Below are 11,453 nucleotides of genomic sequence, written 5' to 3' on the forward strand. Positions count from 1 at the left end.
CACCGACAACACGGCGTCAAACATCGCGCCTACCATGCACGCATACCGGATCAGGCATGGTGCCCTCATGAGGCACCGGCACCAGGAGACGACAACATGCAAAGCACCTTCCCCCGGCTGCTGCTGGAACACGCCAGGCAGCGGCCCGACGCGCCGGCGATGCGCGAGAAGGAATACGGCATCTGGCAGACCACCAGCTGGCGCGCCATGGCCGAACTGGTCGAGGCCATCGCCTGCGGTCTTCACCAGGCCGGCCTGCGGCGCGGTGAGCACCTGGTGGTGATCGGCGCCAACCGGCCACGGCTGTACGCCGCGATGATGGCGGCGCAGGCGCTGGGGGCCATCCCGGTGCCGCTGTATCAGGATGCCGTGGCCGGCGAATGCGTCTACCCCATCAACAACGCCGAGGTGCGCTTCGCGGTGGTCGAGGACCAGGAGCAGGTCGACAAGATGCTCGAGATCCGCGAGCAGTGCCCGCAACTGGGCCATGTCTTCTACGACGATCCGCGTGGCCTGCGCAACTACGACCAACCCGGCCTGGCCAGCCTCGACACCCTGGTGGCCGGCGGACAGGCCTTCACCAGGGAACACCCCGGCTTCTTCCGCGAGGAAATCGACAAAGCCCGCCCCGACGACGTGGCCGCGATGTTCTTCACGTCGGGCACCACGGGCAATCCCAAGGGGGTCGTGCACACCCACCACACCCTGATCGACCGCGCCACGGTGGGCAGCCGCTTCGACAAGCTCACCGAGCGCGACGAGGTACTGGCCTACCTGCCGCCGGCCTGGATCGGGCAGAACATCTTCAGCTACGCGCAGTGGCTGGTCACCGGCTACGTGGTCAACTGCCCGGAGTCGGGCGCCACCGTCTCGATCGACATGAAGGAGGTCGGCCCGACCTACTACTTCGCGCCGCCGCGCGTGTTCGAGGGTCTGTTGACCAGCGTGATGATCCGCATGGAAGATGCCGGCACGGTCAAGCGCAAGATGTTCCACGCCTTCATGAACGTGGCGCGCCGCGTCGGCCCGGCCATGATGGACGGCAAGCCCGTGCGCCTGCTCGACCGCATCGTCTACGGCATCGGCAACCTCCTGGTCTACGGGCCGCTGCGCAACAGCCTGGGCCTGTCGCGGGTGCGCGTGGCCTATACCGCCGGCGAGGCCATCGGCCCCGACCTGTTCACCTTCTATCGCTCCATCGGCATCAACCTCAAGCAGTTGTACGGTTCCACCGAGACCGCCGTGTTCGTCTGCCTGCAGCCCGACCACGAGGCCCGTGCCGACACCGTCGGCGTGCCTTGCGAGGGCGTGGAGATCAGGCTCTCCGACAGCGGCGAGATCCTGGTGAAGTCGCCCGGCCTGCTCAAGGAGTACTACAAGAACCCCCAGGCCACCGAGGAGGTGCTCGGTGCGGACGGCTGGTACCACACGAGCGACGCGGGCTTCATCGACAAGGACGGCCACCTGAAGATCATCGACCGCGTCAAGGACGTCGGCCGGATCCGGGGCGGCGCCCACGACGGCGCGATGTTCGCGCCCAAGTACGTCGAGAACAAGCTCAAGTTCTTCTCGCACATCAAGGAGGCCGTGGCCTTCGGTGACGGGCGCGAGAAGGTCTGCGTGATGATCAACATCGACTTCGAAGCCGTGGGCAACTGGGCCGAGCGGCGCAACCTGCCCTACGCCGGCTACACCGACCTGGCGCAGAAGCCCGAGGTCTACGAGCTGATCAAGGACTGCGTGGAGAAGGTCAACGCCGACCTCAGCCGCGACGAGCTGCTGGCCGGCAGCCAGATCAGCCGCTTTCTGGTGCTGCACAAGGAACTGGACGCCGACGACGGCGAGCTCACGCGCACCAACAAGGTCCGGCGCGGCTTCATCGGCGAGAAATACGCGGTGCTGGTCGATGCGCTGTACGGCGGCAAGGACGAGCAGTTCATCGAGACCCAGGTCAAGTTCGAGGACGGCCGCACCGGCAGCGTGAGCGCCACGCTGAAGATCATGGACGCCAAGACCTACCTGCCCATCAAGGCGGCGGCCTGAAGCGCGGCGGCGCACCACGAGGGAATCACCCGCATGAGCAACAAGAAGATCGGCGACGTCATCCTGGACGTCCAGAACATCAGTCTGCGCTTCGGCGGCGTCAAGGCGCTGACCGACATCTCCTTCGACGTCAGGGAGCACGAGATCCGCGCCATCATCGGCCCCAACGGCGCCGGCAAGAGTTCGATGCTCAACTGCATCAACGGCGTCTACCAGCCGCAGGAAGGCTCCATCACCTTCCGCGGCCGGACCTTTCGCGGCATGAACAGCCGGCAGGTGGCCGAGATGGGCATCGCGCGCACCTTCCAGAACCTGGCGCTGTTCAAGGGCATGAGCGTGATCGACAACATCATGACCGGCCGCAACCTGCGCATGAAGAGCAACATCCTGCTGCAAGCCCTGCGCATCGGCCCGGCCCAGCGCGAAGAAGAGGCGCACCGCGAATTCGTCGAGCACATCATCGACTTCCTGGAAATCCAGGCCCACCGCAAGACCCCCGTCGGCCAGTTGCCCTACGGCCTGCAAAAGCGCGTCGACCTGGGCCGCGCCCTGGCCATGGAGCCGCAGGTGCTGCTGCTGGACGAACCCATGGCCGGCATGAACCTGGAGGAGAAGCAGGACATGAGCCGCTTCATCCTCGACGTGAACGACGAGTTCGGCACCACCATCGTGCTGATCGAGCACGACATGGGCGTGGTGATGGACATCTCCGACCGCGTGGTGGTGCTGGACTACGGCAAGAAGATCGGCGACGGCACCCCCGACGAGGTGCGCAGCAACGAGGAGGTCATCAGCGCCTACCTCGGCACCAGCCACTGAGGAGCGGCAGACATGGGATTCTTTCTGGAAGCGTTGATCGGTGGCCTGATGGCCGGCATGCTGTATTCGCTGGTGGCCCTGGGCTTCGTGCTGATCTTCAAAGCCTCGGGCGTGTTCAATTTCGCCCAGGGCGCGATGGTGCTGTTCGCCGCGCTGGCCATGGCGCGCTTTGCCGAATGGTTGCCGCAATGGCTGGGCCTGGAGAGCAAGCTGCTGGCCAACCTGCTTGCCTTTGCCATCGCCACCGTGCTGATGTTCGCCCTGGCCTGGCTGATCGAGCGCCTGGTGCTGCGCTACCTGGTCAACCAGGAAGCGGCCACGCTGCTGATGGCCACGCTGGGCATTTCCTACTTCCTCGACGGCCTGGGGCAGTCGCTGTTCGGCTCCAACGTCTACCAGATCGACGTCGGCATGCCCAAGGACCCGCTGTTCCTGTTCGAAAGCGTGTTCGAGGGTGGCGTGCTGATCAACCAGGAAGACATCATCGCCGCCGTGATCGCTGCCTGCCTGGTCGCGGCGCTGTCGGTCTTCTTCCAGAAGACGGGCACCGGGCGCGCGCTGCGCGCCGTGGCCGACGACCACCAGGCCGCGCAGTCGATCGGCATCCCGCTCAACCGCATCTGGGTCATCGTCTGGTGCGTGGCCGGCATCACCGCCCTGGTGGCCGGGATCATCTGGGGCTCCAAGCTGGGCGTGCAGTTCTCGCTGACCACCGTGGCGCTGCGTGCCCTGCCGGTGGTGATCCTGGGCGGACTGACCTCGGTGCCGGGCGCCATCATCGGCGGTCTGATCATCGGCGTGGGCGAGAAGCTCTCGGAAATCTACCTCGGCCCTTACGTCGGCGGCGGCATCGAGATCTGGTTCGCCTATGTGCTGGCGCTGGTGTTCCTGCTGTTCCGCCCGCAGGGCTTGTTCGGCGAAAAGATCATTGACCGTGTATGAAGTACACGGGCAATGATCTTTCAGCGGAAGCTGACTTTGCGCAGCAAAGTTAAGCGAAGCGTGTCGTAGCCAAAAGATCATCGAGGCCAACATGTTCTACAGAGAAAACGGTCAGTTCAAGACCTCCTACCGCGCCGACCAGCAGATCTTCCCGATCGCGCAGGACCGCTGGGCCATCGGGCTGCTGCTGGTGGTGGCCTTCGTCGTCGTGCCGATGCTGGCCAGCGACTACCTGATGCGCGCCATCCTGATCCCGTTCCTGATCTTCTCGCTCGCCGCCGTGGGCGTGAACATCCTGGTCGGCTACTGCGGGCAGATCTCGCTGGGTTCGGGCGCCTTCATGGCGGTCGGCGCCTACGGCGCCTACAACTTCTTCGTGCGCGTGCCGGGCATGCCGCTGGTCCCGGCGCTCATTCTCGGCGGCCTGTGCGCCATGCTGTTCGGGATTCTGTTCGGCCTGCCGTCCCTGCGCGTGCGCGGGCTGTACCTGGCGGTGGCCACGCTGGCGGCGCAGTTCTTCGCCGACTGGATGTTCCTGCGCATCAAGTGGTTCACCATGGACACGCCCTCGGGCTCGGTGGCGGTGTCGAACCTGCAGGTGTTCGGTCTGCCGCTGGAAAGCGCCGCCTCCAAGTACCTGTTCTGCCTGAGCATCCTCGCGGTGATCGCGCTGCTGGCCAAGAACCTCGTGCGCTCGGCCATCGGCCGTGAATGGATGGCGATCCGCGACATGGACGTCGCCGCCGCCGTCATCGGCATCCGCCCCATGTACGCCAAGCTCAGCGCCTTCGCCGTCAGCTCCTTCATCATCGGCATCGCCGGCGCCCTGTGGGCCTTCGTCTACCTGGGCGCCTGGGAACCCTCGGCCTTCTCGGTCGACTACTCGTTCCGGCTGCTGTTCATGGTGATCATCGGCGGCCTGGGCTCGATCATGGGTGCGATGTTCGGTGCCGCCTTCATCACCATCCTGCCCATCGCACTGAACCAGCTCCTGCCCGTGATCGCGGGGCTGTTCGGCCTGAGCGTTTCCACCACCGCGGTCGCACACGCCGAGTTCATGATCTTCGGTGCGCTGATCGTGTGGTTCCTGATCGTCGAGCCGCACGGGCTGGCCCGGCTCTGGTCCATCGGCAAGCAAAAGCTCCGCCTGTGGCCCTTCCCCCACTGACCCCGCTTTCCCCGCCCGCTTCAACCAACCCCAGGAGACACACATGAAGCTTCGCAAGATCGTTATCGCCGCTGCCATCACCGCCGCTGGCGCCGGTGCGCTGCTCACGGCACCGGCCGCGATGGCCCAGGAGCAATACCTGCCCGTGCTGTCCTACCGCACCGGTCCCTACGCGCCCAACGGCACGCCCACGGCCAACGGCATCGTGGACTACTACAAGCTGGTCAACGAGCGCGGCGGCATCAATGGCGTGAAAATCCTGATCGAGGAGTGCGAGACCGCCTACGACACCGCCCGCTCGGTCGAGTGCTACGAGCGCCTGAAGGGCAAGAACGGCGGCGCCGCGCTGATCCACCCCTGGTCCACGGGCGCCACCTTCGCGCTGACCGAAAAGGCCCCGGTCGACAAGATTCCGCTGATCACCACCGGCTACGGCCGCAGCGAAAGTGCCGACGGGATGGTGTTCAAGTGGAACTTCCCGCTGCTGGGCACCTACTGGGTCGCGGCCGACGTGATCGTGCAGGCCATCGCCAAGAAGGAAGGCGGCCTGGACAAGCTCAAGGGCAAGAAGATCGCGCTGGTCTACCACGACAGCCCGTTCGGCAAGGAACCCATCCCGCTGTTGCAGGAGCGCAGCAAGATGCACGGCTTCGACCTGCAACTGCTGCCGGTCGCTGCGCCTGGCGTGGAGCAGAAGGCCACCTGGCTGCAGGTGCGCCAGAGCCGTCCCGACTACGTGCTGCTGTGGGGCTGGGGCGTGATGAATTCCACGGCCCTCAAGGAAGCCCAGGCCACCGGCTATCCGCGCGACAAGATGTACGGCGTGTGGTGGTCCAGCGCCGAGCCCGACGTCAAGGACGTGGGCCAGGGCGCCAAGGGCTACAACGGTGTGACGCTGCAGCACGGCGCCGACCGCGAAGCCCCGATCGTCAAGGAGATCCTGGAAAAACTCCACGCCAAGGGCAAGGGCACCGGTCCGAAGGAAGAAGTGGGCGACGTGCTGTACCTGCGCGGCGTGGTCAGCGCGGCCGTGGGCATCGAGGGCATCCGCGCGGCACAGGAACGCTTCGGCAAGGGCAAGGTCATGACCGGCGAGCAGGTGCGCTGGGGTCTGGAGAACCTGAACCTCTCGCAGGCCAAGCTCGACGCACTGGGCTTCAAGGGCATTCTGCGCGGCCCGATCAGCACCTCGTGCTCCGACCACGTGGGCACGGGCGCGGCCCGCATCCACACCTGGGACGGCAGCAAGTGGACCATGTCCAGCGACTGGATCGAGGCCGACCAGCAAATCATCAAGCCGCTGGTCAAGTCCACCGCAGCCAAGTACGCGGCCGAGAAGAAGCTCGAAGCCCGCCCAGCGTCAGACTGCAGCTCCTGATGAGCGTGGCGGCTGGCTCACCAGCCGCCATCCGCAAGGCCGCGCCGCGCACGGCGCCGGCCTTGCGAATGGTCCACGAGGAATCATCAGCATGAGCACCACACCCAACATCGTTCTGAACGTCAACGGCATCGAGGTCATCTACAACCACGTGATCCTGGTGCTCAAGGGCGTGTCGCTGAACGTGCCCGAGGGCAAGATCGCCGCCATCCTGGGGGGCAACGGCGCGGGCAAGACCACCACCTTGCGCGCCATCTCCAACCTCCTCAAGGGCGAGCGCGGCGAAGTCACCAAGGGTTCCATCGAGCTGCGCGGCGAGCGCATCGAGAACCTCTCGCCGGCCGACCTGGTGCAGCGCGGCGTGGTGCAGGTGATGGAGGGACGCCACTGCTTCGCCCACCTGACCATCGAGGAGAACCTGATGACCGGCTCCTACACGCGCACCGACAAGGCCGAGATCGCGCGCAACCTGGAGAAGGTCTACGCCTACTTTCCGCGCCTGAAGACACGCCGCACCAGCCAGGCCGCCTACACCTCCGGCGGCGAGCAGCAGATGTGCGCTATCGGCCGCGCGCTCATGGCCAACCCCAGCGTGGTGCTGCTCGACGAGCCGTCGATGGGCCTGGCGCCGCAGATCGTGGAAGAGGTGTTCGAGATCGTGAAAGACCTCAACACCAAGGAGAAGGTGACCTTCCTGCTGGCCGAGCAGAACACCAACATGGCGCTGCGCTACGCCGACTACGGCTACATCATGGAATCGGGGCGCATCGTGATGGACGGCGCGGCCGAGGACCTGCGCAACAACGAGGACGTCAAGGAGTTCTACCTGGGCATGGGCGGCGGCGAGCGCAAGTCGTTCAAGGACGTCAAGAGCTACAAGCGCCGCAAGCGCTGGCTGGCCTGATCCCCGACGTTTTCCCTCCCCACCCCCTCTCTCTCCATTTGGGTGTTAGCCATGACCGAGTTCTTCGACGCACTGGAAACGCGATCGACCGACGAGCGCGCCACGGCGCAGATGACCGCACTGTCGGCGCAGGTGGCGCATGCCCGATCAGCCACCACCGCCTACGCGGAACGGCTCAAGGACATTGATCCGAGCACCATCACCAGCCGCGAGGCGCTGGCCCGGCTGCCCGTGACACGCAAGCATGAACTGCTGGAATGCCAGCGTGCCAGCCGCGCGGGCGGCGGTGATGCCTTCGGCGGCTTTGCCGCCGCCGTGCGCGGGCCGCAGATGCAGCGCATCTTCGCCTCGCCCGGCCCGATCTACGAACCCGAAGGCACCGCACGCGACTACTGGCGCGCCGGCCGCGCCCTGTTCGCCGCGGGCTTTCGCGCGGGACACCTGGTGCACAACAGCTTCAGCTACCACATGACCCCGGGCGCCTACGTCCTTGAATCGGGTGCACTGGCCATCGGCTGCACGGTCTTTCCGGCCGGCACCGGTCAGACCGAGCAGCAGTTGCAGGCCATCGCCGACCTGCGTCCCGACGCCTACACCGGCACGCCCAGCTTCCTGCGCATCCTGCTCGAGAAGGCCGAGGAAGCCGGCGCCGACGTGGCCAGCGTCCGCCGGGCCTCCGTTGGCGGCGAGGCCTGCCCGCCGAGCCTGACGGCCTGGTTCCGCGCGCGCGGCGTCGAGGTCTACCAGACCTACGCCACCGCCGACCTGGGCCTCGTGGCTTACGAAACCGCCGCACGCGAAGGCCTGGTGGTGGACGAGCACGTGATCGTCGAAATCGTGCGCCCCGGCACCGGTGACCCGGTGCCCGACGGCGAAGTGGGTGAGCTGGTCGTCACCACCTTCAACCCGGTCTACCCGCTGATCCGCTTCGGCACCGGCGACCTCTCGGCCATCCTCCCCGGCCCTTGTCCCACGGGCCGAACGGCCCCCCGCATCAGGGGCTGGATGGGCCGCGCCGACCAGACCACCAAGATCAAGGGCATGTTCGTCCATCCGTCCCAGGTGGCCGAGATCGTGCGCCGCTTCCCCGAGGTGCAGCGCGCACGCCTGGTCGTCAGCGGCGAGATGGCCAACGACCGCATGTGCCTGCAGGTCGAGGCCGCCGAAGCGGCCGAAGGGCTGCGCGAACACATAGAGGCGGTGGTGCGCGAGGTGACCAAGCTGCGCGGCGACGTGCAGCTGGTGCCCCCGGGCAGCCTGCCCAACGACGGCAAGGTCATCGAGGACGCACGCAGCTACCAGTGAGGCCGCACCGGCGGCTTTGACCGGTGTCAACAATGGCGCAGTTTCAAGGCAGGGTTTATCCCCCTGGCCGGCTACGTATTTCCCGCGATTCCCTCCAGGGCCCATCGGACTACGATCAAAGTTTCATCCACCGAGGAGTGCTCCCCATGAAGAAAATCCTGGCTTTCTCGCTGTCCGCCCTCGCGGCCTCCGCCGCGCTCGCGCAGGCCTTCCCCAGCAAGCCGATCACCATCGTGGTGCCCTTCGCCGCCGGCGGCCCGACCGACCGCGTGGCACGCGATCTGGCCGAGGCGATGCAGAAATCCCTGAATGGCACCACCATCGTGATCGACAACGCGGCCGGTGCCGGCAGCACCATCGGCACGACCAAGGTGGCGCGCGCCAAGAATGACGGCTACACCTTGCTGGTCACACACGTGGGCATGGCCACCACGCCGGTGCTGTACCGCAAGCTGTCGTACAACTACGAAACCGACTTCGAATACCTGGGCATGATCAACGACGTGCCCATGACCCTGATCGGCCGGCCCACGCTCGAGGCCAACACCTTCGCCGAACTGCGCGACTGGATCGGCAAGAACGGCAACAAGGTCAACCTGGGCAATGCCGGCATCGGCTCGGCCTCGCACCTGTGCGGCACGCTGTTCCAGAGTGAGCTCAAGGTCGAGATGACGACCGTGCCGTACAAGGGCACCGCACCGGCCATCGCCGACCTGCTCGGCGGCCAGATCGATCTGTTGTGCGACCAGACCACCAACACGACGGCCCAGATCGAAGGCAAGAAGGTCAAGCCCTATGCCGTGACCATGCTCAAGCGCCTGAGCACGCCGGCACTCAAGGACATCCCGACGCTGGATGAGCAGGGCCTGAAGAACTTCCAGGTCTCGATCTGGCACGCCCTGTACGCCCCCAAGGGCACACCCGCCGACGTTCTGAAAACGCTCAACGAAGCGCTCAAGAGCGCCCTGAAAGACCCTGATTTCGTCAGGAAGCAGGAGGGCCTGGGCGCCATCGTGATCGCCGACAAGCGCGTCGACCCGGCCGAGCACAAGAAGTTCGTGCAATCCGAGGTGGCCCGCTTCGGCCCGGTGTTCAAGGCCGCCGGCATCTACGCCGACTGACGGCAGCGGTCCCCGGTGCGGCTGACGCGCCGGGGGCACCGCTTGCGTTGCGGGCCTTGCGGTCCATCCCCGAAGCCACCGCCCGCGGTGGCTTTTTTCTGGCCGTCTACACGCCCCAGACGACTTCGACGTCGGCTGCGCGGCAGCGCTCCAGCATCTCGATAAAAGGTGCGCTGCGCACACGCAGGGGAATGTCGAAATCGGGTGGCACCTCGCCCTTGGCCCGCGCCTCCTCGATCTGCCGCTGACGGTCCTCTTCTTCGGCCCGGGCCGCATCGCGCAAGGCCTGCACCGCCGCCGCCATCTCGGCCGGCTGGATGATGCCGGGCCCGGCGGGCTCTTTGCCCAGGACGTCGAGAATGCGTTTGCCATCCGGCGCCAGCATGACCAGATCGCCGGTTTCTCGGGATTTGAATCGGTAAAGAGACATGGTCATCCTCCTTTGGTCGGTGGAAGGTCCATTCTGACACCGATCCGGGTTTTCCCGGTTGGACACATTTAGTTCATGTCTAAACTAATAAGACATGAACACTTCACACCCTGCGTTGCGGCGCATCCTGTGCATCGGCGGAGGCCCCGCGGGCTTGTATTTCGGCCTGCTCATGAAGCGCCGTTTCCCGGCGCTGGAGGTGACCGTGGTCGAGCGCAACCGGCCCTACGACACCTTCGGCTGGGGTGTGGTGTTCTCGGACCAGACGCTGGGCAATCTGCAGCGCGCCGACCCGCCCACGGCCCAGGCCATGCGCGACGCGTTCAACCACTGGGACGACATCGAGGTGTTCTTCAAGGGCCGCAGCGTGCGCTCCGGCGGCCACGGCTTCATCGGCATCGGCCGCAAGCGCCTGCTCAACATCCTGCAGGACCGCTGCCACGAGCTGGGCGTGAACCTCGTTTTCGAGACCGACGTCACCGACGACCAGGCCCTGGCACGGCAATACGACGCCGACCTCGTGATCGCCAGCGACGGCCTCAACAGCCGCATCCGCACACGCTACGAATCGACCTTCCAGCCCGACATCGACACGCGCCTGTGCCGCTTCGTGTGGCTGGGCACGAAGAAGACCTTCGACGCCTTCACCTTTGCCTTCGAGAAGACCGAGCATGGCTGGTTCCAGGCGCACGCCTACAAGTTCGACGCCGACACCTCCACCTTCATTGTCGAGACACCCGAAACGGTGTGGAAGGCGCACGGCATCGACCAGATGAGCCAGGAGGGGGGCATCGCCTTCTGCGAGCGGCTGTTTGCCAAGTACCTCGACGGCCACGCGCTCGTGAGCAATGCCAGGCACCTGCGCGGTTCGGCCAACTGGATCCGCTTCCCGCGCGTGATCTGCCGCACCTGGGTGCACTGGCAGGAGATGCCTCACCCCGATGGGGCCGGCCCGGCGCCGGATCGCGCCCGACGTATTCCCATCGTGCTGATGGGCGATGCCGCCCACACCGCACACTTTTCCATCGGCAGTGGCACCAAGCTCGCCCTGGAGGATGCCATCGACCTGGCCGACGAGTTCAGCCGCCATGCGCAGAACGGCAGCGCCATCGCCGACCTGGACGCCGTGCTGCAGGGTTACGAGGCGCGCCGCAGCGTCGAAGTGCTGAAGATCCAGAACGCCGCGCGCAACTCGACCGAATGGTTCGAGAACGTCGAGCGCTACACCGGCATGGAGATCGAGCAGTTCGCCTACTCGCTGCTCACGCGCAGCCAGCGCATCAGCCACGAGAACCTGCGCCAGCGCGACCCCCGGTGGCTGGCAGGCTACGAATCCTGGCTGG

The 11,453-nt window shown here is 65.9% G+C and carries 9 protein-coding genes and 1 pseudogene; 9 read left to right on the top strand and 1 reads right to left on the bottom strand.

What is annotated here, in order from left to right; genetic code table 11:
• Window positions 1–96 precede the first annotated feature (96 nt).
• The 8 genes from PHQ87_RS01935 to PHQ87_RS01970 all read left to right on the top strand — a co-directional run bounded on the left by PHQ87_RS01935 (window position 97) and on the right by PHQ87_RS01970 (window position 9,680).
• A complete protein-coding gene (locus tag PHQ87_RS01935; protein WP_300230649.1) occupies window positions 97–2,043 on the top strand; it encodes an AMP-binding protein in 1,947 nt (648 codons plus the stop codon).
• Window positions 2,044–2,076: 33 nt separating this feature from the next.
• On the top strand, window positions 2,077–2,862 hold the full coding sequence (locus PHQ87_RS01940; RefSeq protein ID WP_300230650.1) for an ABC transporter ATP-binding protein: 786 nt from the start codon (window positions 2,077–2,079) through the stop codon (window positions 2,860–2,862).
• A gap of 12 nt (window positions 2,863–2,874) precedes the next feature.
• Window positions 2,875–3,804, top strand: coding sequence for a branched-chain amino acid ABC transporter permease (locus tag PHQ87_RS01945; RefSeq protein ID WP_300230651.1), 930 nt, complete (start codon window positions 2,875–2,877; stop codon window positions 3,802–3,804).
• 91 nt (window positions 3,805–3,895) lie between these two features.
• Window positions 3,896–4,972 carry a branched-chain amino acid ABC transporter permease gene (locus PHQ87_RS01950; protein ID WP_300230653.1) on the top strand — a complete coding sequence of 359 codons (1,077 nt, stop codon included), beginning with the start codon at window positions 3,896–3,898 and terminating at the stop codon, window positions 4,970–4,972.
• Window positions 4,973–5,015: 43 nt separating this feature from the next.
• Window positions 5,016–6,350, top strand: a complete 1,335-nt coding sequence (locus tag PHQ87_RS01955) for an ABC transporter substrate-binding protein (protein WP_300230655.1) — start codon at window positions 5,016–5,018, stop codon at window positions 6,348–6,350.
• 91 nt (window positions 6,351–6,441) lie between these two features.
• Window positions 6,442–7,254 carry an ABC transporter ATP-binding protein gene (locus PHQ87_RS01960; protein ID WP_300230657.1) on the top strand — a complete coding sequence of 271 codons (813 nt, stop codon included), beginning with the start codon at window positions 6,442–6,444 and terminating at the stop codon, window positions 7,252–7,254.
• Between the two features lie 51 nt (window positions 7,255–7,305).
• Window positions 7,306–8,559, top strand: a complete 1,254-nt coding sequence (locus PHQ87_RS01965; protein ID WP_300230659.1) for an AMP-binding protein — start codon at window positions 7,306–7,308, stop codon at window positions 8,557–8,559.
• 146 nt (window positions 8,560–8,705) lie between these two features.
• On the top strand, window positions 8,706–9,680 hold the full coding sequence (locus tag PHQ87_RS01970) for a tripartite tricarboxylate transporter substrate-binding protein (protein WP_300230661.1): 975 nt from the start codon (window positions 8,706–8,708) through the stop codon (window positions 9,678–9,680).
• Window positions 9,681–9,786: 106 nt separating this feature from the next.
• On the opposite strand, the gene PHQ87_RS01975 is transcribed toward PHQ87_RS01970, so the two are convergent.
• Entirely contained in the window at window positions 9,787–10,110 is a 324-nt protein-coding gene (locus PHQ87_RS01975) for a DUF1840 domain-containing protein (RefSeq protein WP_300230663.1), read from the bottom strand.
• Window positions 10,111–10,204: 94 nt separating this feature from the next.
• On the opposite strand from PHQ87_RS01975, the pseudogene PHQ87_RS01980 reads away from it, so the two are divergent.
• Window positions 10,205–11,453 (top strand): annotated as a pseudogene (locus PHQ87_RS01980) (bifunctional salicylyl-CoA 5-hydroxylase/oxidoreductase); the annotation flags it as partial.

Origin of the sequence: Hydrogenophaga sp. (genome assembly GCF_028698005.1) — a bacterium.
GTDB lineage: Bacteria > Pseudomonadota > Gammaproteobacteria > Burkholderiales > Burkholderiaceae_C > Hydrogenophaga.

Bases quoted from the DNA above. Each gene is read 5' to 3' on its own strand.
- PHQ87_RS01945 (WP_300230651.1), top strand. From the start codon at position 2,875: ATGGGATTCTTTCTGGAAGCGTTGATCGGTGGCCTGATGGCCGGCATG.
- PHQ87_RS01955 (WP_300230655.1), top strand. From the start codon at position 5,016: ATGAAGCTTCGCAAGATCGTTATCGCCGCTGCCATCACCGCCGCTGGC.
- PHQ87_RS01940 (WP_300230650.1), top strand. From the start codon at position 2,077: ATGAGCAACAAGAAGATCGGCGACGTCATCCTGGACGTCCAGAACATC.
- PHQ87_RS01965 (WP_300230659.1), top strand. From the start codon at position 7,306: ATGACCGAGTTCTTCGACGCACTGGAAACGCGATCGACCGACGAGCGC.
- PHQ87_RS01935 (WP_300230649.1), top strand. From the start codon at position 97: ATGCAAAGCACCTTCCCCCGGCTGCTGCTGGAACACGCCAGGCAGCGG.
- PHQ87_RS01975 (WP_300230663.1), bottom strand. From the start codon at position 10,110: ATGTCTCTTTACCGATTCAAATCCCGAGAAACCGGCGATCTGGTCATG.
- PHQ87_RS01950 (WP_300230653.1), top strand. From the start codon at position 3,896: ATGTTCTACAGAGAAAACGGTCAGTTCAAGACCTCCTACCGCGCCGAC.
- PHQ87_RS01970 (WP_300230661.1), top strand. From the start codon at position 8,706: ATGAAGAAAATCCTGGCTTTCTCGCTGTCCGCCCTCGCGGCCTCCGCC.
- PHQ87_RS01960 (WP_300230657.1), top strand. From the start codon at position 6,442: ATGAGCACCACACCCAACATCGTTCTGAACGTCAACGGCATCGAGGTC.